The sequence below is a fragment of the Metabacillus sp. 113a genome (assembly GCF_050107635.1).
Taxonomy (GTDB): domain Bacteria; phylum Bacillota; class Bacilli; order Bacillales; family Bacillaceae; genus Metabacillus_B.
Genome location: NZ_JBNILJ010000002.1, coordinates 193,960 through 216,420, shown reverse-complemented (window position 1 = coordinate 216,420; position 22,461 = coordinate 193,960). Strand labels below are relative to the sequence as shown.

At 48.0% G+C, this 22,461-nt stretch carries 21 protein-coding genes; 9 read left to right on the top strand and 12 right to left on the bottom strand.

What is annotated here, in order from left to right:
- Positions 1-27: 27 nt before the first annotated feature.
- Positions 28-2,139, bottom strand: a complete 2,112-nt coding sequence (locus tag ACQCVE_RS05375; protein WP_426843121.1) for a heterodisulfide reductase-related iron-sulfur binding cluster — start codon at positions 2,137-2,139, stop codon at positions 28-30.
- Positions 2,140-2,324: 185 nt separating this feature from the next.
- Here ACQCVE_RS05375 and cls point away from each other — a divergent pair, with 185 nt between their 5' ends.
- Positions 2,325-3,542 (top strand): cardiolipin synthase, encoded by a 1,218-nt coding sequence (gene cls / locus ACQCVE_RS05370; protein WP_426861970.1) that lies wholly within the window; start codon positions 2,325-2,327, stop codon positions 3,540-3,542.
- Positions 3,543-3,573: 31 nt separating this feature from the next.
- Positions 3,574-4,533: a UV DNA damage repair endonuclease UvsE gene (gene uvsE / locus ACQCVE_RS05365; RefSeq protein WP_426861968.1), complete on the top strand. Its 960-nt coding sequence runs from the start codon at positions 3,574-3,576 to the stop codon at positions 4,531-4,533.
- 935 nt (positions 4,534-5,468) lie between these two features.
- Here uvsE and argS read toward each other — a convergent pair.
- The 4 genes from argS to speE form a co-directional block, all read right to left on the bottom strand.
- Entirely contained in the window at positions 5,469-7,139 is a 1,671-nt protein-coding gene (gene argS / locus ACQCVE_RS05360; protein WP_426861966.1) for an arginine--tRNA ligase, read from the bottom strand.
- Positions 7,136-7,567, bottom strand: a complete 432-nt coding sequence (locus ACQCVE_RS05355) for a DUF1934 domain-containing protein (RefSeq protein WP_426843125.1) — start codon at positions 7,565-7,567, stop codon at positions 7,136-7,138. The genes argS and ACQCVE_RS05355 overlap by 4 nt, the downstream gene beginning before the upstream one ends.
- A 161-nt stretch (positions 7,568-7,728) precedes the next feature.
- Positions 7,729-8,610: an agmatinase gene (gene speB, locus ACQCVE_RS05350; RefSeq protein ID WP_426843126.1), complete on the bottom strand. Its 882-nt coding sequence runs from the start codon at positions 8,608-8,610 to the stop codon at positions 7,729-7,731.
- 63 nt (positions 8,611-8,673) lie between these two features.
- Positions 8,674-9,504 carry a spermidine synthase gene (gene speE / locus ACQCVE_RS05345; protein WP_426843127.1) on the bottom strand — a complete coding sequence of 277 codons (831 nt, stop codon included), beginning with the start codon at positions 9,502-9,504 and terminating at the stop codon, positions 8,674-8,676.
- A gap of 221 nt (positions 9,505-9,725) precedes the next feature.
- Between speE and ACQCVE_RS05340 the strand changes: the two genes are divergently transcribed.
- Entirely contained in the window at positions 9,726-11,795 is a 2,070-nt protein-coding gene (locus ACQCVE_RS05340; RefSeq protein WP_426861964.1) for a transglycosylase domain-containing protein, read from the top strand.
- A 29-nt stretch (positions 11,796-11,824) separates the two neighbouring features.
- On the opposite strand, the gene ACQCVE_RS05335 is transcribed toward ACQCVE_RS05340, so the two are convergent.
- A complete protein-coding gene (locus tag ACQCVE_RS05335; protein WP_426861962.1) occupies positions 11,825-12,334 on the bottom strand; it encodes a YwhD family protein in 510 nt (169 codons plus the stop codon).
- Positions 12,335-12,346: 12 nt separating this feature from the next.
- Complete coding sequence (locus ACQCVE_RS05330) at positions 12,347-13,012, bottom strand: site-2 protease family protein (protein ID WP_426843130.1); 666 nt, start codon at positions 13,010-13,012, stop codon at positions 12,347-12,349.
- A gap of 138 nt (positions 13,013-13,150) precedes the next feature.
- Here ACQCVE_RS05330 and ACQCVE_RS05325 point away from each other — a divergent pair, with 138 nt between their 5' ends.
- On the top strand, positions 13,151-13,336 hold the full coding sequence (locus ACQCVE_RS05325) for a 2-hydroxymuconate tautomerase (RefSeq protein ID WP_426861960.1): 186 nt from the start codon (positions 13,151-13,153) through the stop codon (positions 13,334-13,336).
- 60 nt (positions 13,337-13,396) lie between these two features.
- On the top strand, positions 13,397-14,182 hold the full coding sequence (locus ACQCVE_RS05320) for an arylamine N-acetyltransferase family protein (RefSeq protein WP_426861958.1): 786 nt from the start codon (positions 13,397-13,399) through the stop codon (positions 14,180-14,182).
- 264 nt (positions 14,183-14,446) lie between these two features.
- Here ACQCVE_RS05320 and ACQCVE_RS05315 read toward each other — a convergent pair whose 3' ends face one another.
- The 3 genes from ACQCVE_RS05315 to ACQCVE_RS05305 all read right to left on the bottom strand — a co-directional run bounded on the left by ACQCVE_RS05315 (position 14,447) and on the right by ACQCVE_RS05305 (position 16,726).
- Entirely contained in the window at positions 14,447-14,953 is a 507-nt protein-coding gene (locus ACQCVE_RS05315; RefSeq protein WP_426843132.1) for a YwgA family protein, read from the bottom strand.
- 32 nt (positions 14,954-14,985) lie between these two features.
- On the bottom strand, positions 14,986-16,293 hold the full coding sequence (locus ACQCVE_RS05310) for an HD domain-containing protein (RefSeq protein WP_426843134.1): 1,308 nt from the start codon (positions 16,291-16,293) through the stop codon (positions 14,986-14,988).
- 208 nt (positions 16,294-16,501) lie between these two features.
- The gene (locus ACQCVE_RS05305) at positions 16,502-16,726 is read right to left on the bottom strand and encodes a DUF1450 domain-containing protein (protein WP_426843135.1); all 225 of its coding nucleotides are present in this window, start codon (positions 16,724-16,726) and stop codon (positions 16,502-16,504) included.
- 240 nt (positions 16,727-16,966) lie between these two features.
- Here ACQCVE_RS05305 and ACQCVE_RS05300 point away from each other — a divergent pair, with 240 nt between their 5' ends.
- Positions 16,967-17,731, top strand: a complete 765-nt coding sequence (locus ACQCVE_RS05300) for an RsfA family transcriptional regulator (RefSeq protein WP_426843366.1) — start codon at positions 16,967-16,969, stop codon at positions 17,729-17,731.
- Positions 17,732-17,790: 59 nt separating this feature from the next.
- Here ACQCVE_RS05300 and ACQCVE_RS05295 read toward each other — a convergent pair whose 3' ends face one another.
- Entirely contained in the window at positions 17,791-18,633 is an 843-nt protein-coding gene (locus ACQCVE_RS05295) for a lipoate--protein ligase family protein (protein ID WP_426862133.1), read from the bottom strand.
- Positions 18,634-18,730: 97 nt separating this feature from the next.
- Positions 18,731-19,705 carry a phosphate acetyltransferase gene (pta, locus tag ACQCVE_RS05290; RefSeq protein WP_426861957.1) on the bottom strand — a complete coding sequence of 325 codons (975 nt, stop codon included), beginning with the start codon at positions 19,703-19,705 and terminating at the stop codon, positions 18,731-18,733.
- Between the two features lie 285 nt (positions 19,706-19,990).
- On the opposite strand from pta, the gene hemQ reads away from it, so the two are divergent.
- The 3 genes from hemQ (at position 19,991) to gerQ (ending at position 22,370) form a co-directional block, all read left to right on the top strand.
- On the top strand, positions 19,991-20,740 hold the full coding sequence (gene hemQ, locus ACQCVE_RS05285) for a hydrogen peroxide-dependent heme synthase (protein WP_426843368.1): 750 nt from the start codon (positions 19,991-19,993) through the stop codon (positions 20,738-20,740).
- Positions 20,741-21,362: 622 nt separating this feature from the next.
- Positions 21,363-21,794: a cell wall hydrolase gene (locus tag ACQCVE_RS05280; RefSeq protein WP_426843137.1), complete on the top strand. Its 432-nt coding sequence runs from the start codon at positions 21,363-21,365 to the stop codon at positions 21,792-21,794.
- Between the two features lie 27 nt (positions 21,795-21,821).
- Positions 21,822-22,370, top strand: a complete 549-nt coding sequence (gene gerQ / locus ACQCVE_RS05275) for a spore coat protein GerQ (RefSeq protein WP_426843138.1) — start codon at positions 21,822-21,824, stop codon at positions 22,368-22,370.
- Positions 22,371-22,461: the final 91 nt, after the last annotated feature.

The window sequence follows — 22,461 nt, the reverse complement described above, 5'->3', positions numbered from 1 at the left end:
AATAAAATGCCGCCCTTTTCAGCCCTTTTATGCAATCTCCTTCTTGATGTCCCCGAAGACCGCTTTTTCAAGCAGCTCGGCCACATCATACGTCGATACCGTTTCTTCCACTTCCTTAGCCTTGGTGCCGTCACTAAGCATCGTCAGGCAGTACGGACAGCCTGAGCTGATGACCGTTGGGTTCACGGCGAGAGCCTGTTCGGTCCTCGCTACGTTAATCCGGGTTCCTGTGTCCTCTTCCATCCACATTAAGCCCCCGCCTGCGCCACAGCACATGCCTGACTCACGGTTGCGGGCCATTTCAATGAGCTTGACGCCAGGTATGGCTTTTAACAGATCCCTTGGCGGATCGTACACTTCATTGTAGCGGCCCAGATAGCAGGAATCATGAAAGGTAATGGTCTCATTTACTTCATGGGAAGGCTTGAGCCTTCCTTCTTTTACAAGCTGGGCAAGCAGCTCTGTGTGATGAAAAACCTCAGCCTTGAGTCCGAAATCCGGATACTCATTTTTGAAAATGTTATAGGCGTGAGGATCAATCGTTACGATTTTCGTCACTCCGATTTTCTCAAATTCATCGATGTTTTTCGCTGCAAGCTCCTGGAACAGGAACTCATTCCCCAGGCGCCGCGGCGTATCTCCAGAATTTTTCTCCTTGTTGCCGAGAATGGCGAACTTCACGCCTGCCTCATTCATCAGCTTAGCAAAGGAGAGAGCGATTTTTTGGCTGCGGCTGTCAAACGAGCCCATGGAACCGACCCAGAACAAGTACTCAAACTCTTCATCCTTCTTCTGAAGCTCCTTCACCGTAGGAACCTGGACGTCCTCTCTTGCCTCGCGCCACATTTCGCGTTCTTTCCGGTTTAATCCCCAAGGATTCCCCTGGCGTTCAATGTTGGTCATGGCGCGCTGCGCATCCGCATCAAGCTTGCCCTCGGTCAGAACGAGGTAGCGGCGCAAATCGATGATTTTATCAACATGCTCATTCATAACCGGACACTGATCTTCGCAGTTCCTGCAGGTAGTACATGCCCAGATTTCTTCCTCTGTAATGACTTCGCCAATGAGGCTTGGATTGTAGGCGGAGGCAGCAGCGGCTTCCCGGGAAGCCTGGCCTGCAGAAGACATTGCCAGCTGGTTTCCCTGCGTATTGGCAAAAGCGAAGGCCGGGACCCATGGGGTTTGGGAGGTAACCGCTGCTCCCTTATCAGTCAGGTGATCCCTTAACCGCAAAATCAGATCCATCGGTGACAGCATTTTGCCGGTCCCTGTCGCCGGGCACATATTTGTGCATCTTCCACACTCCACACACGCATATAAATCAATCAGCTGCGACTGGCGGAAATCTTCTATTTTCCCAACCCCGAACGATTCCTGGGATTCATCCTCAAAATCAATTTTATCCAGCTTTGCAGGCGGCCCGATTCTTGAAAAGAAGGTGTTTGCCGGACCTGCAATCAAGTGGGCATGCTTTGATTGCGGAACATACACAAGGAATGTTAGCAAAATCAGCAGATGCACCCACCACGATACATAAAACACTGCAATCGAAGCGGTTTCATTCATGAATCCAAGAATATATGCGAGGGATGAGGCAATCGGTTCTGTCCACGTTAACTCATGGTTATGCCAGATAATCGCCATCGCATTTCCAAGCAGAACCGAAAGCATAAGCCCCCCGATAAAAATAAGAACAAGGCCCGCTTTAAAATTGCGCTTCAAACGGACAAGTTTTTCGATATACCTTCTATAGAACGCCCATACTACAGCGATCAGAATGACAAACGTTACAATCTCCTGGAAAAAAGTGAACCCGGGATACAGCGGTCCAAGAGGCAGATGCTGCCCGGGTGCTATTCCTTTTATGATAAAGTCCACAGCTCCGAACTGGACAAGGATGAACCCGTAAAAGAACATCACATGGATGATTCCGCTTTTTTTATCCTTAAGCAGTTTTTTCTGGCCAAACACGTTAACCCAAATCCGGTCTAAACGTTCCTTCCATTTCCCGTCAAACTCTTCTTTTTTGCCCATGCGGATGTACGTGATCCGCGAGCGGATTAAATGAACAAACAGCGCAACAGCGTAAGCGGTTACAAGCAAGAAAGCCACCAAGTTGATCCACAGCAGTGTGCTCATTCTTTTTCCCCCTATCCCGTGTGTATGTGATTCTCCCTTAAGTGCGGAAAATTTTTAAAACAAACAAATATTCTGAAATCATCCCTACACTCATCATAAATATGAATGAGCATTCAGTCAATCCTTTTCTCCCATTCTTTTTTCATAAATTTCCTTGTCTCGTCCATCATAAGGGTACACCCTTATTGGAAAGAAGGAACCTCTCGATGGTCTTTTTCATTCTCATACTTCTTCTGCTTTTGATCACCGTTTGGATGCGAATTGATTTCTCCCTCGGGTACAGCAGGCACGTCAGGAAGGCGGGGCTTCAAGCCTATCCGCTGCGCAAAGGCGGGCTGCATTTTTTTTCCGACGGCCAGGAATTTTACGCCGATTACTTTCAAGCGATCCGGCAGGCCTCCTCATCGATCTGCGCAAGCTTTTTTATTATCAAAAATGATGAAGAAATCAGTCAGACCTTTCTTAACCTGCTCGGGGAAAAGGCGCAGGAAGGAGTCCGTGTGTTTTTAATGATGGACCGGATCGGTGCAATAAAGGCGCCAAACAGACTTCTTAATAAAATAAGCAGCCAGGGGGTTGAAGTGATCTATTCCCATAAGCCGAAGTGGCCGTTTCTTTTTTTCACCATTCAGGCGAGAAATCACCGGAAGATCACAGTCATTGACCACCACATCGGATACCTTGGCGGGTACAACATCGGGAAGGAATACATCGGCAAAAACCCAAAGCTCGGTTATTGGCGCGATTACCATCTTAAAATTACCGGAGCCGGGATTCAGGATCTGGCCCAGCAATTTCGAAACGACTGGAGAAATGCAGGCGGAAGCTACATGGAACGGCCAAAAGCAGTGCCTGCCGGGAAAGGAGAAGCCGCCTACCGTTTCGTATCAAGCTACGGGAAGTCCTTGGATGATCAGTTCCTATCCTTTATTCATAAAGCTAAAAAAGAGCTGATCATCTGCACCCCATACTTCATTCCAGGCCAAAAACTGCACATTGAACTGCTTCAGGCTCTGGAAAGAGGGGTAAAAATTAAAATTGTTGTGCCTATGCGCTCTGATCACCTGCTCGTCAAGGAAGCCGCTTTTCCGTATTACGGCCCTCTTCTTAAGGCAGGTGCTGAAGTATACCGATTTTATCTGGGCTTTTACCATGCCAAAATCATTGTTTGCGATGATGATTTTTGTGACATTGGCACCGCAAACTTTGACAAGCGAAGCATGTACCTGAACGATGAAATGAATGCTCTGATCTATGACCGCGAATTTACTGCACAGGTCAAAACGAGCATCTTGAAAGACATAAGGAATTCAGAGCAGCTCCTATACGAAGATTATATGAAAAGACCGCTTTGGCAAAAAACAAAAGAAAAAGCCGCATCCGTCGTTTCATTATTTTTGTAATGCCCCGGGTGCGGCAGAAACGGAGAGAGTTATGAAATTACGGTTCGGCTATGTCTCAAATGCCCTTTCTCTTTGGGATTGTTCCCCCGCAAAAACGATGACCTATGCGAGGCATCAAAAGCTTGATGAAGGTGAACGGCTTGAAGCTCTTCGCCGGGTAACGAAGCAAAACCTGGAGCACACACTCCGAATTATCCATTACAATATTGCCCATGAAATCCACCTGTACCGGTTCTCATCAAGTCTCGTTCCCCTCGCCACCCATCCGGATGCCAGCTGGGACTTTATCAAACCGTTTCGGGATGAATTTCAGAAAATCGGTGACCTCGTAAAGGAAAACAGGATGCGCACCAGCTTTCATCCAAACCAGTTCACTTTATTTACAAGCGACCGGGCTGCCATTACGGAGAATTCAGTCAGAGACATGGAGTACCACTACGACATGCTCAAGGCTATGGGGCTTGAGCAGGAAGGATTGATCAACCTCCATGTCGGAGGCGCCTATGGGGACAAAAAAGCATCAGCCGAACGGTTTTTTGACAACATTCAATCCCTCTCCCCTGATGTTTATTCAAGAATGACACTGGAAAACGACGACAAAACCTACACAGCCGCAGAAACGCTGCAGGTTTGTGAAAAAGGGGACATCCCCCTCATGTTCGACTATCACCATTATCAGGCAAACAAGAACGAAGGAGAAGAACAGCTCGAAGACCTCCTCCCGCGCTTTTTCCAAACATGGAAGCGGGTCGGCCTCGCACCGAAAATACATATTTCCTCACCAAAAACCGAAAAGGAATACCGGAGCCACGCAGACTTCGTTGACCTTGAATTCATCATGCCGCTTTTGAAAATGCTAAAAGAATTTGATGTGGACGCAGATATGATGATCGAGGCGAAGCAAAAAGACTTAGCCTTATTCAAGCTGGTGGGAGAAATTGCGGGGATTCGCGGGGTGAAGCGTGTTGATGGCGGGAGTGTGGTTTGGTAGAGGTTAGTGTCCGGCCAGCCTCTTCGGGTGCGCAGGCACACCTGCAGTGCATGTCTTACATAATGGGCTGCCAGAGGTCCGGCTTGGATGGCGAGTTTCACAGTGGGGGGCTGCACAGTGGGGAGGGCTGCTCGGTAGAGGGCCGCACGGTGGAGGGCTGCTCGGTGGAGGGCTGCTCGGTAGAGGGCCGCACGGTGGAGGGCTGCTCGGTGGAGGGCTGCTCGGTAGAGGGCCGCACGGTGGAGGGCTGCACGGTGGAGGGCTGCTCGGTATAGGGCCGCACGGTGGAGGGCTGCACGGTGGAGGGCCGCCTCCGTCACCGGCTCTGCTAAAGGGATAAAGCTCCGGCACCTCTTCTGCCCGGCTCTGCTGTGGCAGGGGATTGCTGTGTTTGTGCTCCGTCCCCTTGTTTGCTGGAAAATGGGGGTCGGAGGAAACCTCCGTCACCGGCTCTGCTAAGACTAAAGTTTCGGCACCGGGCAAGGCACCGCCCAACGACAAACACCAAACGCTAAAAGACGTTCCACCGAAAAATTTTACATCACATCATCTGAGCAGGTATACTGTTGGGTCTGTCCCCCGCCCTGCTAAAGCACTAAAGCTCCGACACCTGCTCTCTCAACCTTTTCGTATCAAGTCTTCCGGAGGGCAGGTCTCTGTCCCCACTTGCGGTGAAGCATGTGGGGACTGGCACCGCGCCTGTCCCCCGCTCTGCTAAAGCACTAAAGCTCCGGCACCACCTCTCAAACCCTTTGTGCCGCAACGGTTTGAAAGCCCCTTCCTCCTTCCCCCGCCGCTTTAAAGCGAAGCGGGCCAGGCACCGCCCAACGACTAACGACAAACCACAAACCACAAACACAAAACACAAAACACAAAACACAAAACACAAAACACAAAAACCCCCTGTACCAAACCGATACAGGGGGTTCACGCACTTACATCTTCTCCGGAGCGGATACTCCGATCAGGGTAAGGGCGTTGTTCAGTGTTTGCTGTGTGGCTTTCATGAGGGCCAGGCGCGCTTTTGATTTTTCTTCGTTATCCGGGTCGAGCACTTTTTCTGCGTTGTAGAAGCTGTGCAGGGTGGATGCCAGTTCAAAGATGTAGTTGGTTACGCGGTGCGGAATCCGTTTTTGGGCCGCTTCGCCAACGACTGCCGGGAATTCGCCGAGTTTTTTCAGCAGTTCGATTTCTTTTTCGGAAAGGGCTCCGTCCAATAGATTTTCTTTTCCGCAGGACAGGCCTTGGTCCTCGCCTTGACGCAGCATGCTGCAGATTCGCGCATGGGCATATTGGGCGTAGTATACAGGGTTTTCGTTGGATTTGGATACGGCCAGGTCCATGTCGAAGTCCATGTGGGTATCTGCGCTTCTCATGGCAAAGAAGTAACGGACGGCGTCGAGGCCGACCTCTTCGGTTAGTTCGCGCATTGTGACGGCTTTGCCCGTCCGTTTGCTCATTTTCATTTTTTCCCCGTCTTTATACAGGTGGACGAGCTGGATGATTTCGACTTCCAATGTGTCCTTGCTGTAGCCAAGCGCTTCGATTGCCGCCTTCATCCGTGGAATGTATCCATGATGGTCGGCTCCCCATACATTGATCAGCTTTGTGAAGCCGCGGTCCAGCTTGTCTTTATGGTAGGCGATATCCGGCGTCAGATAGGTATAGGAACCGTCGTTTTTAATCAGGACGCGGTCTTTGTCATCGCCGAATGCGGTGGAACGGAACCAGGTTGCTCCCTCTTCCTCGAAAATATGGCCTTTTTCGCGAAGCGCTGCAAGGGCCTGATCGATTTTCCCGTTTTCGTACAAGGTGGATTCAGAGTACCAGACATCAAATGGAACGCGGAATTCGTCAAGGTCCTTTCTAAGCTTAGCCGTTTCGAATTCCAGCCCGTATTCCCGGAAAAACGAGAGGCGCTCATCACGATTCGCCGATACGAAGCGGTCGCCGTATTCAGCGGCAAGCTTTTGTCCGATTTCCTGAATGTCCTTCCCCTGATAGCCGTCTTCAGGCATGGGAAAATCATGTCCAAGTGCCTGATGGTAGCGCGCTTCAATGGAAAGGGAAAGGTTATTGATCTGATTTCCGGCATCGTTAATGTAATACTCTCTGGACACATCGTAGCCTGCTTTAGCAAGGATGCTGCACAGGGAGTCTCCTACAGCCGCGCCGCGGGCATGCCCGAGATGAAGCGTTCCGGTTGGGTTGGCGGAAACAAATTCGACCTGCAGTTTCTCGCCGTTTCCGATATTTGTTTCTCCGTATTGCTCGCCAGCTTCGAGGATGGCGGGTACAAGACCGGTAAGATAGGAGTTGTCCATATAAAAATTAATGAAGCCGGGGCCTGCGATTTCGATTTTTTCGATTGAGGCTTTTTGCTTGTCAAAATGGTTCACGATTTCGTCTGCAATGGCCCGGGGTGCTTTCTTTGCCACTCTTGCCAGCTGCATGGCCATGTTGGCAGAAAAATCACCATGGTTTTTGTCTTTTGGCACTTCAAGCACGACGTCCGGAATCTGGGATCCTTCTGCCAGGCCTGCCTTTTCGACTGAAGCCTTGATTTCTTCTTTCAGCCGTTCTTTCATCTGGTCGACAATGTTCATAACGAAGCCTCCTTAAAATTAATCAAAAGGGTATGAAGATGGGTTTGACCTTCTCCCATATGCAATTCATAATCGATCTCAAGCTTGCCTTCAGCTTTATCCTGGTTGACGACTTGGATGATTCTGGACGTATACGTTGTCATCTGAAGGGTTCCGAGAGGGGTTTTATAGTGTGTGAGCGTTTCTGAGTCTTTAATAAAACGCTGTTTCATGGATACGGCGCCCGACCTGAAAACGATGGTTTCTTCCGGTTTCATTTTGACGATGGTCTGAATGGTCCCGTATTCCTGTTCCTCGGTATAAGTCAAATATGGAACCGAATCCTTTATGTAAAAGCTGCCTTCCGAACGGAACTCGATGGTTTCCGTTTCTCCTTCATTTCTGATTCTAGAATGAATGTAGAGGCTTACCGGTGTCTGTTCCTTCATATAAGACACATCCTTCCGCTATAACTACAATAGTATAAAGATTCTTATCGGAAAGTTCAATAGTACACGGAATTTGGCATAAAAAAAAGGACTGTCCCCCATAAATCGCCAAAAGGCTCCTTATTCGGCCAGTCCTGCAGTTCTTTTTATACCTGAGTCGCTTACCCTTTAGACGGAACCCAGCCTAAAATCATTTCGCGGATCAGTTTGCTTGCGGTGTTGGCTGTCTGCTCGGAAGGATCATAAATCGGAGCCACCTCAACAAGGTCTGCACCGACAACATTCACTTCGGAACGGGCAATTTCATGAATGGAAGCAAGCAGTTCTTTTGATGTAATCCCGCCGGCATCGACTGTTCCTGTGCCAGGTGCATGCGCCGGGTCAAGGACGTCGATATCAATGGTTACGTATACCGGGCGGCCTGCAAGCTTTGGCAGGATTTCCTTCAGCGGCTCGAGCACTTCGAATTTGGAGATGTGCATGCCCGCTTCTTTTGCCCATTGGAATTCTTCCTTCATTCCAGAGCGGATGCCGAAAGAATACACGTTACCGGGTCCAATGTGTTCGGCAATTTTACGGATCGGTGTGGAATGGGAAAGCGGTTCGCCTTCGTATTCCTCGCGAAGATCGGTATGGGCATCCATATGGATGATGGCGAGGTCCGGATACTTTTTCGCAACAGCCTTCATGACCGGCCACGAAACGAGATGCTCCCCTCCCATGCCAAGGGGAAATTTCCCGGCTTCCATGAGCCCGTCAATGTATTCTTCAATCATATCGATGCTGCGCTGGGGATTCCCAAACGGAAGCGGGATGTCACCGGCGTCAAAGTATTTGACCTCTTCAAGCTCCCGGTCCAGGTAGGCACTGTATTCCTCAAGGCCGATGGACACTTCGCGGATCCGGGCCGGGCCGAATCTTGAGCCCGGACGGTAGCTCACTGTCCAGTCCATTGGCATGCCGTAAAGGACGGCCCTGCTCTCCTCATAGGATGGATGGCTTTTAATAAAAACATTCCCTGAATAAGCTTCATCAAATTTCATCTTTTTTCACCCTTCCATTCAGAAAGGGCGTTCAATTAAAAACGCCCTCCGGTTTATTTCTTCTTATTTTGTTAAGTCCTGTACAAACTTTGGAAGCACGAAGGCCGCTTTGTGCAGTTCTTTCGTGTAGTATTTTGTGTCAATTTCGTGGAAACGGTCCTCAGGCACTTCGAGAGGATTATGCTTTTTAGATCCGATCGTGAATGTCCACATTCCGCTTGGGTACGTTGGAATGTTTGCGATATAAAGGTTCGTAATCGGGAAGATTTCACGGACGTCACGCTGAACGTTGCGGATCAGTTCCTGTGCAAACCATGGGTTATCTGATTGAGCGACAAAGATTCCATCCTCTTTCAGCGCTTTGGAAATGCCGGCATAAAATCCTTTCGTGAAAAGGTTTACTGCAGGACCGACTGGCTCTGTGCTGTCTACCATAATGACATCGTATTCGTTTTCGCTTTCTGCGATATGAAGGAATCCGTCGCCTACTTTTACTTCGACACGGGGATCCTCCAGTTTTCCGGCAATTTCGGGCAAGTATTTCTTGGAGTACTCAATGACTTTGCCATCGATATCCACAAGTGTTGCTTTTTTTACACCCGGATGCTTTAGCACTTCACGGATAACACCGCCATCTCCTCCGCCGACAACTAAAATGTTCTCTGGATTCGGATGGGTGAACAATGGGACGTGAGCGATCATTTCGTGGTACACGAATTCGTCTTTTTGAGACGTCATGACCATTCCGTCCAATAAAAGCATGTTGCCGAACTCCTCTGTTTCCACCATATCGAGATTCTGGAATTCTGTTTGCTCTGTATGTAAAGTACGCTTAACTTTCATCGTGATTCCAAAGCCGTCTGTCTGCTTCTCTGTGTACCATAATTCGGACATGGATCAATCATCCTTTCTTCTTATACGTTTTAATTATGAGTCTCAGTTTATCGTACCCTAATGGTCTTAAACAAAACCCCGATTCAACCTCAAAAAAAGTATAGAGGAATCCAGCAAAATTGCAAGGAATTTTTCCGCAGGTCCACTGTATTCCTGTTTAGAAATGCGGTTCTTTTCCCATAATGGATAAGAAAAGAACGCCATGAAACGGGGTGCAGAAAATGAACGTGATCCATCCAGCCAGAATACGCCAGACCATTAAGCTGGTTCGCGCTTTGTTTTTTATCAGCCTGCTGGTCCTGACACTGCTGTCCATTGCGGCGGGTATCATTTTGCTCGCTGCCAAGCTGCAGGGTCCTCCGTCATTAAACGTACCACAGTCTACCATTCTTTATGCAAGCGATGAATCAAAAATGGGAGAAACGCATTACGGGGAAAAACGATATTGGACAAGTCTTGAGAAAATATCCCCTTATGCGGTTAAGGCTACTCTCGCTATTGAGGACCGGCATTATTTCGAGCACCATGGATTTGATTTTAAGCGGATTGCAGGGGCGGCCCTCGCCGATTTGAAAGCGATGGCAAAAATACAGGGAGCGAGTACGATCACCCAGCAATATGCACGGAATCTTTATTTAAGCCATGATAAAACCTGGACGAGAAAGCTGACAGAGGCCTTCTATACGGTACGCCTTGAGGTGAATTACAGCAAGGAGCAAATTCTTGAAGGTTATTTAAATACGATTTACTACGGCCATGGAGCATATGGCATTGAAGCGGCAGCCAAAACCTATTTCGGGAAAAGCGCGGAGGACTTGACACTCGCGGAAGCCAGCATGCTCGCCGGCATCCCGAAAGGACCAAGCCAATATTCGCCGCTTTTAAATGCAGAAAAAGCAAAGGAGCGGCAGAAGCTGATTTTAAAAGCAATGGTTCATGCAAAGGCCATCAAGCCGGAACAGGCCGCTGCCGCTGAAAAAATCCCTCTTGCTTTTACAGGTCCTAAAGAGGAAGAGGCGGCTGAAACGGATGCCCCTTACTTCTATGATGAAGCGCTAAAAGAATCAGCGCGCCTTTTAGGAGTAGAGCAGGCGGCTCTTTCCACCCGGGGACTGAAAATCTACACTACGCTTGACCCCGTGCTTCAGAAAAAGGCAGAAAGGCAAGCAGAAAAGGTCATTGATCCTGATTCGGGCATCCAGACCGGTATGATGGCCATGGATCCCGACACTGGAGAGGTCAAAGCGCTTGTCGGCGGGAGAGACTATGAGAAAAGTCCGTTCAACCGGGTGACCCAAGCGCTAAGACAGCCCGGTTCCACCATTAAGCCGCTCCTTTATTATGCGGCCATTAAGGATGGCTTCACCCCTTCCACGATGATGGTCAGCAAACCGACTGTATTTGAATACGATTCCGGTAAATCCTCTTACAAGCCGAGCAACTACAACGATTACTATGCGAACGGTCCGATCACAATGGCCCAGGCGATTGCCTTATCGGATAACATCTATGCCGTGAAAACCCACCTGTTTATCGGTCCAGATAAGCTGGCACATACCGCCCGCTCTGCCGGCCTGACGAGCAAAATGCCGGAAATCCCTTCTCTTGCACTCGGTACAGCGCCGGCAAGGCTTGAAGAAATTGTTAATGCCTATGGAATTCTCGCAAACGGGGGCAAACAAATCCGGCCGGTTTATGTTTTGAAAATTGAAGATTCAGCTGGAAACATTGTCTATAAGAAGGAGAAAACAAAAGCAAAGCAGCTTTTCGATGAGCAGGCAGCCTTTGTAACGACTGAGCTGATGACGGGGATGTTTGATCCGAAACTGAATTCATATGCATCCGTTACCGGCGGGAAGATCGCCAAACAGCTGACGCGCTCCTATGCAGGCAAATCCGGCTCAACCGAAACGGACAGCTGGATGGTCGGCTACAGCCCTGAGCTCGTGACCGGGGTCTGGACGGGCTACGACCGGGATAAAACGATCGATCAAGTAGAGGAAAAAGGGTACGCGAAAGCGATATGGGCCGGGTTCATGGAAGATGCTCTAAAGGGGAAGCCTTTAAAAGAATTCAAGCCGCCCGAGGGGGTAACCGGTGCTTACATCAATCCTGAAAACGGAAAGCTCGCGGGGCCGGGGTGTCCGGTTAAACGATTTGTCTACTTCATTTCAGGAACAGAGCCCACAGATCTGTGCATCGGTCCCGCAGATCCCGAGCCGAATGACCATGAGAAAAAAACAGATAAGAAAAAGGAAAGCTTTTGGAAGAAGCTGAAATTTTGGGAATAGAAAAGCCGGGTGGAGTCCACCCGGCTTTGTCAGGCCTTCAAATCGTCTTTCAGCTTGCCCTCTGAGCGCTGCCACATGCCGGCATCATGGGAAATCAGAAATTGGGCAAGAATCTCTTTTGACTTTTCATCCATATGTTCCACCATGATTTGCCGTTTCATGGATTTATCCATTTTATTCACGTGCTCGGGGAGAGACTTGTAGCCTCTGCGAATGTCACGGTTGACCGTCATCTCACAGGCTGTTGCACCTGCGTAGTATGGCCCCTCTTCTTTGCGGTCAATGGTCACCCATACAAGCCAGAACGGCTTAGCATCCGGAACATCTTCTTTATTCGGCAAAAATTTAATGCCTTTTTCCACAACGCTCCGCGCATGCATGGCTCCGATATCGACGAAGGCCTCCCCCTCTTCTACATCTACAAAGACCGGGGAGATGTTATCCAGACTGAGTGCCCCGACTCCATATCCGCCATGGCCATCCGTCGGATCATTTTTGATAATATTAAAGCCGATATTCTTTTTCTTTTTTTCTTCCATTACAAAAACCTCCTAAAACAGCGGGTTCAAAATCCCGTAAAATAAATTCATAACCAGATCCGATCCCACATTGAGGAACGGCCAGACCGTGTATTGGTCAAGCGGGGTCACAAAAAGAATAATGAAAACAATAAAGCCATATGGCTCAAGCTTCGCCATCCTGGGCCTCACCGTTCTCGGGGCCAGATCCTCTATAATCCGGTAGCCATCAAGCGGCGGCAGCGGCAGCAGGTTAAAAAGCATGAGCGTCACATTCAGCCCGACAAAAATATCAAAGAAGCTTCTGAGCGCTTCGGCCACATTGGGAGAAAAGCTGTCCACCGCTCCCGATACAAGCAGCACGGACCATACCGCTGTCCCAATGAAGGCGAGCACCATATTGCTCAGCGGGCCGGCAACAGAAACAAGAACCCCGGCAAGCCTGGGATTTTTAAAATAAAACCGGTTAACCGGAACGGGCCTCGCCCATCCAAAGCCGGCGATTAAAATCAGGATGGTCCCGAACGGATCTAAATGAGCAAGAGGAGACAGTGTTAGTCTGCCCTCATTTTTGGCTGTCGGATCCCCGAATTTGTATGCGACATACGCATGAGCGAACTCATGAACAGTAAAAGCAACAAGCAATGTAATGATAACATAAGGCAATACTTCCAGAGGAAAGGCTAAAAAATTGTCCACGAACACGTCTCCTTTAATGCGCATATTCCCTGCATCGATTTTCTCATTAAAGTATACTATATTTGGAGATGAATAACAGTTTCAAGTTTTCACGGCTGGCTTAGTCTGTGAATGCCTGGAACGGAAGGAGCGATTTGCATGCCGTACATAACGGTTAAAATGCTTGAAGGCCGTACTGAGGAGCAGAAGAGAGCCCTCGTAGAAAAAGTGACCGCAGCCGTATCGGAAACAACCGGAGCATCTGAGGATAAAATCGTCGTGTTTATTGAAGAAATGACCAAAAACCATTACGGCGTAGCCGGAAAACGACTAAGCGATATGTAAAGAAAGCGGCTGGCTGCAGGAGCTCAGCCGCTCTTTCATTTATATGAGGAGGAAGAGAAAATGAGTCTGCATTCTGCACTTTTGAGCCGGATCGGAATCAAAACGCGAGAGCCCATCCACTTTAAGGACCTCGGCGATATTCTTCGCGCCTTTTCCCGCACGGTTCCTTTTGAAAACTTCCGTATCCTGAACAAAACGTCCGGCAGGCTGGACCAGGCATCCCTAGTCTCTAAACTGGTAAGCGGGCAGGAAGGCGGTGTCTGCTACGAGCTCAATTCACTGCTGTATTATTTTTTAATCGAAAGCGGGATGAATGCCGCCATCGTTCCGGGCACTGTCTATCATCATGGTAATGGAGCCTGGAGTTTAAGCGGAACCCATGCCGCCGTTATCGCGGAAGCCGATGAGGGAGCCTATCTGCTTGATGGAGGATTCGGGATCAATGTTGCACAAACTCCCATTCCGATGAGCGGTGAAACGGTCCAAACAGATACCGGCCAATTCCGGGTTGCCAATAAACCAACTGCGGAAGGGACCCATCTGCTGGAAATGAAGCTGGCGCACGAAGCTGGTGTATGGAAAACCGGGTATGCATTCAATGCGGAAAAGTCATTGAGGCTTTCAGACCTCCACAGCATGCAGCAGAAAATCCAGGAGCATCCCGGATCGCCATTCAACAAAGATCCGCTGGCAGCGAAAAGAACGGCCACCGGCTTTATTACGTTAACAAAGGATTCCTTCACTGTAACCTCGGGGACTAAGTCTGAAAAACAAGCAATATCTGAAACAGAATTTGTTGAAATTGCAGAACGGGAATTTGGATTGAAAACGGGGCCTTTTTTATAAAAGGTGCACCATGGCAAAACGACTGCTGCGGCGGATCGGGGGAGTTTTTCCAGATTGCTGAGCTTTTTTGCCCGCCTGGCCGCCCAATTCCGGACCGTTTTACGTAAATCGGCTAAAATTGCGATTTGGCGACGGAAATAGAAACGATCATTTCGTTATATCGACGGAATGAGAGATATCGGCAATCATAGTGGGATATCGATTTTTCGTGAGAATTCGACATTAGCTGGACATACAAAAGAGCTGCATCCGGCAGCTCTTTTATTAATGCTTCGATTTTTCTCTAAGCGCCTCTACGTATGTGTAGGCTTCTTCTACTTCTTCGTCTGTGTACTTCTGTTTGCTTTTAAGGGTGAACACTTTTTCCTTCACTTCTTCGCGCTCCAGGCTGTCGAAATAAAGGAGGGTGGAAACGAGTTCAAGGAAACGGGCGGATTGTCCGTTCAGATCGGTCATGCATGCGTCGAGCGGCGGCATGTCGAGTTCATAGTTTGACAGGAATTCTTCGCCTGATCCAGTCAGGCTGTAGCGGTATTGATAGTAGCCGCCCTTTTTTTCCCGTACTTCTTCGATGAAGCCCAGGTTGCAAAGCTCTTCGATTCTCAGGGTCAATTCCTCTGAATAGGGTCCGTAAAAGTGAAAGTTGTATTTTTCGTAGAATGGGTAGTCAATTTTTTTCGCGATGTAAATCATTTTCTGAAGTTTTTTCCGTCCAATAACTTCTCCGGCCGACGAAAACACCTTCAAGACTTTTGCATGTTCTTTAAGCAATTCCCCGTCATCTCCTAACTCCTTATTTCTCTCTATCTATTCAGATTGAGCAGTTCGATAATTTTTTTCTTTGCCGTTCGTTTCGTGGATAGATCTTCTATTAAATCCCGTGGAAAGTACAGCTTGTGGTCCGTTCTTCTTTTTCCGGAAATGGCGTCGACGATTTCGGACTGCCTGGACAGCTCTCTGATGTCTCCGTTCGGCATGAGCAGATGGATAGGGAGTCTTTCTTCTTCTTCCCCCGGACGGTAAAAGTCGTATGGAAGGTCGGAGGAGGAATCGAGAACAAGATAGTATTCAGGGTCAATTCCAGCCTTTTTAAAGAGGGCCTTCAGCTCCATCAGCTTCATCATTTGCTCATTGGATGGGTTGAATTCTGTGTATTTGAAGAGGTTCCGGTTCAGGAACCTGCGGCAAAGGTCGGATAAAATTTCATCGGTTTCTTCCTGCCATGCCTGAAAATAAAAGAGAATGACCGATTCATCCAGCTTCAGATAATCCTTCAAAGTGACTTCTTCCTCAAACAGGGAGTAAAAATGAACCGGCTCCTGCTTAAAGGTATAGTATTCCTTATGAAGCTGTTTGGCTCTGTGCAGGATTTTAGTCAAAATCACTTCGGCACTGCGTGTAACAGGATGGAAATAAACCTGCCAATACATTTGATATCGGCTCATAATGTAATCTTCTACAGCATGCATTCCGCTATATTTGATGACAACCTGATCTTCCCTCGGCCTCATAACCCGGAGGATGCGCTCCATGTCGAAATGGCCGTAGCTGACTCCCGTGTAGTAGGCATCGCGCTGCAGATAATCCATGCGGTCCGCATCAATCTGGCTCGAGATCAGCGATACGACCTGCTTATTGGAATACGTTTTGGCGATCACCTCGGCGACTTTTTTCGGAAAGTCCCGCCCTTCTGTTTTAAGCACGCGGTTGACTTCTGTATCCTCTAAAATAATTCTCCGCGTGAAATCTTCATGATCCATGTGGAAAACCTTCTCAAACGAGTGAGAGAACGGACCGTGACCCAAGTCATGAAGCAAGGCTGCACACAGGCTGACCAGCCGTTCCTCCTCGTTCCATTCCGGCCTTCCTTTAAATCCGTCATCAACAATCCGCCTGACAATCTCATATACTCCCAGTGAATGATTCAATCTGCTGTGTTCGGCTCCATGGAAGGTCAGATAGGTGGTACCAAGCTGGCGGACTCTGCGAAGACGCTGGAACTCAGGGGTGCCGATCAGATCCCAGATTAGCTTGTCCCGTACGTGAATATAGCGGTGAACCGGGTCTTTAAATACCTTTTCTTCTGATAACTTACCGTTGCGATTTGCCATTCTTTTCCCTCTTCCGTTTTACTTGTATCCATTATAGCTTTTTTTCGGTGCCGATTACATGCAGCTTCTTGAAAAGTTTTGCACCGGTTCATGGTTCCCGGTGAAGGAGGGCTTTCGATTGGTCTCTTCCTTATTTGCCCTATTCTAAGAAGGAATAACCGGAAAAGGATAAGAAAAAAATCACCAGTGCGTCAGGACGCCTGGCGATTTATTTTTTTAGTTTTTTTTCAATTTTATCCAGCAGCTCGTCTTCGCTCAAGGCTGATACGGGACGGTTATTTACGAACGCGAACGATTTTTTCCGGCCGGGTCCGCAGTAGGATTGGCAGCCAATCTCAATGGATGCATCCGGATCTGCTTTTTTTAAGCGCGGAACAAGCGTTTTAATGTTCGTCGCCTGGCAGTCGTCGCAAATACGAAATTCATTTGTCATGAATCCCCATTTCCTTTCTTTATTAAGAGTTTCTATAGAAAGGGTGTTACCCCTAATGTCTTTTCGCACACTATCCGCTATTTTACCTTGATTCTTTGTGACATGCAAGTTCAGAAAGAATTCAATCATCTTCCGAAACTTTCAAAATTTTTCTATTATCCTTTTAGAAAAAAAGGTATAAAAGAAGGAAAATCAGGCCATTCTGATATCAGGAAAACATTACAGCAAATGGGAGTTGAGATTATGAAACAGAGACAGGATGCCTGGTCTGAAGAAAACGATCTGCTGCTTGCCGAGACCGTTCTGCGTCATGTGCGCGAGGGAAGCACGCAGCTGAATGCATTTGAAGAAGTGGGAGATCATTTAAACCGTACATCCGCAGCCTGCGGGTTCCGCTGGAACGCAGTTGTCCGCCACCAGTATGAAAAGGCACTGCAGCTGGCGAAAAAACAGCGGAAACAAAAAATGAGGTCAATGGGAAAAGGCCAGCCTGCCAAGAAAAAGCTGCTCTATTCACCTGAAACAGCCTCTGTTCCGGCTGAGCCAGTCTATGAAGAGGAGTTCGCCGAGGAGCAAACCTATGAACCTGCTATTAAAGCCTACTCTGTACCTTCGCAGAACGAAATGCTGGATTACGAGGAATTGAACGGGGTTCCCTATACAGCCTTAAAACAGCAGCCGGCCGCCCCTGCCGAAAGCCTGAACATGGATCAGGTCATTGCCTTTCTGGAAACCTTTGAAAGCCGCGCGACCCACAATACAGCTCTTAAGCAGGAAAATATCCGGCTGAAAAGAGAGCTTGATGAATTGTCGCGCCGCAATGAAGAGCTGGAAGAAAAGGTTGCAAAAATGGAAGAAGACAGTGATACGATTCAAGAAGACTACGAGACATTAATGAAGATTATGAACCGTGCCAGAAAGCTGACACTGTTTGATGAAGAGGACCGCAATTCGCCGAAGTTCAAAATGGACCGCAACGGAAATCTTGAAAAAGTAGCCGAGTAACGGATTCCCCCCTCCCCTAATATAGATCAAGACGCTCTTAGTATAGAGCGTCTCTTTTTTTAATCGATCCCTATTTTTTTATTCCGCTCTGCCATGCGCGCGAGATTTTTTTCAAATACAAGCTGCTCATCCATGGAAAGAGAGGATGAAAAGATCCTCCCGCTCAAGTTTTTAAGGGCGGTCAGCAGCTTCAGCATCATATCCTGGATGGTCACGTCCTTTCCGGTCAGCTCGCTGATCGAAGCCATCACTTCAGGGACAATCACGGGATACGCGAATTTTGTGACCGACCCCTTTAAGCTTCTCTCATAGAAGTTCCGGATCAGCTCAGCGCGGTCTGAGCCGCTTCCTGTGACACACAAATAAATCTGGACCGCTACTCCGTTCCGGAGCCGCCTCTGCGAGATGCCGGCAAACTTTTTCCCGCCGATGCTAAGGTCATAGCTGCCCGGGCAGTAGGAGCCTTCAATTTCTCTTGCTTCTATTTTCGCGGCCTGTTCCGGCAGCATTACCTTCACCAGCTCCCACATCGCATCATAGCCTCTGTTAATATCAATTCCTTTATCTGACTCTTGGAAAATAAGCGAAATGTTCAGCACCCCTTCATCAAGGACAACGGCGAGGCCGCCGGAATTCCGAACGACGGCCCGGTACCCTTGGGACGCTAAATACTCTATGCCTTCCTGTATAAAAGGGAGTCTCGAATCCTGGATCCCAAGTACGACTGTGTCATGGTGCACCCATGTTCTGGCTGTAGCGGGAGACGTGCGGGAGCCCGCTGATGCACAAAGCGTATCATCGAAGGCAAAAGACTGCCTGGCATCAAATTGGGGTCCAAGGCTTGATTGATCCAGTATTCTCCACTGAGGCTGCTCTAATAGGCTTAATGGCTTTTCTGTCATGATGGTTTCCCTTTCTTTCCGATCCATTATCAACCTTTCCATTATACCATGAACGCCTGCAGGCAAAAAAAAAGAATCTCCCGCGGGAGATTCTTTTTCAGGAAACGGTTTGCCCTGCTGTGATGAGAGCCAGCTTGTACACGTCCTCTGCACTGCACCCTCGTGAAAGATCGTTAACCGGCATGTTCAGACCTTGCAGAATCGGTCCGACAGCATCGAAGTTTCCTAAGCGCTGTGCGATTTTGTAGCCAATGTTGCCGGCTTCAAGGCTTGGGAATACGAAGACATTGGCATCCCCTTTAATAACAGAGTCCGGTGCTTTTTTCTCGGCAACGGATGGGACAAAGGCTGCGTCAAACTGGAACTCTCCGTCAAGAACAAGATCGGGAGCAATCTCTTTTGCAATGTTCACTGCCTCCGACACCTTTTCTGTTTCCGGGGATTTAGCGGAGCCTTTAGTCGAAAAGCTCAGCATCGCCACACGGGGATCGATATCAAACATGCGGGCTGTATTAGCGCTTTCTGCCGCAATTTCTGCCAGATCCTGTGCATCAGGGGCTATATTAATGGCACAGTCAGCAAATACATATCTTTCCTCGCCACGCACCATGATGAAGACTCCGGATGTCTTTTTCACACCCGGCTTGGTTTTAATGATTTGAAGGGCCGGACGCACCGTGTCTGCTGTAGAGTGAGCCGCACCGCTTACGAGACCGTGAGCTTTTCCCGTATAAACAAGCATTGTACCGAAATAATTTTCATCCTTCAGGATTTCGCGCGCCTGATCATCAGTCGCTTTCCCTTTGCGGCGTTCTACGAATGCCTGCACGAGTTCTTCAAACTCCCCGTACTCGTTCGGATCGCTGATTTCAACACCCTCAAGCGTCACGTTCAGCTGGGCTGCTTTTTCTTCAACCTCACGCTTGTTTCCGATTACGATCGGAGTAAGAATTTTCTCTCCGGCAAGACGGGATGCAGCAGTTAGAATTCGCTCATCTGTCCCCTCAGGTAATACAATTTTTATATTCTGACCGGTTACTTTTTCTTTTAACGTTGTAAACAAATCTGACAAATGGATGCCCTCCTTATATAGTGCCTCTAATGCTTCCTTATTCAGGATACTTGACTCAGCGGGAAATTCAAGTCATCCCCTTCGTTGACAGCGCTGCCACAACGGAATTCTTTTTATTCAAATATTACAGACTACTTTCCCGTACCCTTTTCCATCCTTTATTATCCTTGTTTCCTTCAAGTTTTATTCACAAAATGAACTATGATATAGTTACATAACAGGGCTGTTTTCACTAATGGCCGATCAGGATGACTAGAGTGAATGGGAGTGAAGGAATTGAACGAAATGCCGAAAAATGAAGCCGCACAAACCCTTGACGGCTGGTATAGCCTTCATGATTTCAGAACGCTTGACTGGGCAGCGTGGAAAATCCTGTCAAACGATGAGCGCGAAATAATTACCCGCGAATTTACCGGGTTGCTTGAAAAATGGGGAGCCGTAGAAAAAGCCGGAAAAGGCAGCCACGCCCTCTACAGCATCGTCGGTCAAAAAGCGGATTTCATGATGATGATCTTAAGACCGACCATGGAAGAATTAAACGAAATCGAAACCGAATTCAACAAATCCCGCCTCGCCGAATTCACATTGCCGGCATTCTCTTATGTTTCGGTCGTGGAATTGAGCAATTATCTCGCCGGTGAAGGCGATCCATACGAAAACCCACAGGTCCGGGCAAGACTGTTTCCAGAGCTGCCTAAAGCGAAGCACGTCTGCTTCTATCCAATGGACAAGCGCAGACAGGGAAACGACAACTGGTACATGCTTCCGATGGATGAGCGCAAAAGCCTGATGAGAAGCCACGGCATGATTGGCCGGCAATATGCAGGCAAAGTAAAGCAGATCATTTCAGGATCCGTCGGCTTTGACGATTACGAGTGGGGCGTTACACTTTTCTCAGACGACGTTCTGCAGTTTAAAAAACTTGTCTATGAAATGCGCTTTGACGAAGTGAGCGCCCGCTACGGCGAGTTTGGAACCTTTTTTGTAGGGAACATCCTTCCTGAAGATAAGGTTGCTTCTTATTTTCATATTTAATAAAAAAAGGAGCGAACCCTGAATGCGGGAAGCTCCTTTTTCCTTTTATCTACCGGATGGTTTATTTGCTATATCTGGTTTCTAAAAGCCAATAAACAAATGAATTTAAAAAAATGAAGACCAGAAATTGTAAAACAGTATTTAAATCCAAACCGGTATTATTAAATATATATATACAAACCGCAATAAAGATTATGATGCCTATTCCCAAGTGGGAAAATAAGGCGATTACATTCCTTGACTTATTGATTTTTTTTGCAAGAAAACCAGCTAAAAATGAGGTTGGCACGAAAACAACTATTATTAAGGGAGCTGTGAAAAGGAACGCGAAATAAAAGGAGTAAACAATAATGGTGTTCAAACTATCCTCCAACTCATTGTATGTTAAGTTCAATATAATCATAACTAAAGAAAACACCGCGTAAACACCTAAACCACCAATAAATTTCCCCATTTTCCCCTCATATTCTAATTGAGCCTATTGGTTCCAATTCCAATATAAAAACAGTTGGTTTTTTAAAAAAACAATGTTTTCCCTTTTGAAAAGAATATTTGCTCACTTTATTTCATACTATTTGTGATGAAATAGCATTTATTTTTATCTCTTTTTAGGGGTGGAGGTATGGCAGTTGTCCCATACAACGATAAGGAACTGAAAATGCTGGCCAGGTTAATGAGAGCCGAAGGTGAGGGAGACGGCCAAACCGGAATGCTCTTAGTTGGAAATGTCGGCATTAACAGGGTGCGGGCTTCCTGTCTGGATTTCAAGGATATCAAATCCATTGAACGAATGATCTTCCAAAGCCCAGGCGGATTTGAGGCAACTCAAAAAGGCTACTTTTATCAGCGTGCAAGACAAAGTGAGATTGATCTGGCAAGAAAAGTCATTGCAGGCAAACGATACCGGCCAGGAGAGTACTCTCTTTGGTTCTTCAGACCCGGCGGGAGCTGCCCGGCGACCTGGTACGACCAGGCTAATTCCGGACGCTATAAATCCCACTGCTTCTACACCCCTACCCAGCAGGCCTGCGCATCGGTGTATTCGACCCGCTAATCACAACGATCGAAGAGGAGGATTCTCATGTTCTTTAAAAATCAGGGAAATTCTGGACAGCAGCAGGAAGCATATCCTTATCCTGCTTATGGGTATGACGCTTCATATGACCAGCGGGCCTATCAGCCGTTTGCAATGCAAGGACAGCAGGGCCAAGGCCAAATGCAGCCTGGCCAGGGACAGCAAGGAATGGGCGGCATGCAGGGACAGCAAGGCCAGGGTGGGATGCAAGGTCAGCAGCAGGGGCTTCAAGTTCCGCCTATGCCATCCCAGCCTTCTGCTTCACAAAGCGTGCCAGGCATGCTTCCCCTTGAAGAATCTTACATTGAAAACATCCTGAGACTCAACCGCGGCAAGACAGCCACCGTCTATATGACCTTTGAAAACAATAAAGAATGGAACGCCATGATTTTTAAAGGGACGATTGAAGCAGCCGGCCGCGATCACATCATTTTAAGCGACCCTCAGACCGGACGCCGCTTCCTGCTGCTGATGGTGTACCTGGACTACATTACATTTGATGAAGAAATCAACTACGAGTATCCGTTTGGAATGGCTAGTTATTCGCCTAGATAGAGAGATTTAAAGAGAGAGCCGGCTTAACTTATATGGCCGGGCTCTCTTTTTTATCGCGGGGCCTTATAGAAGCCGGCATGAAAGTGGCGGC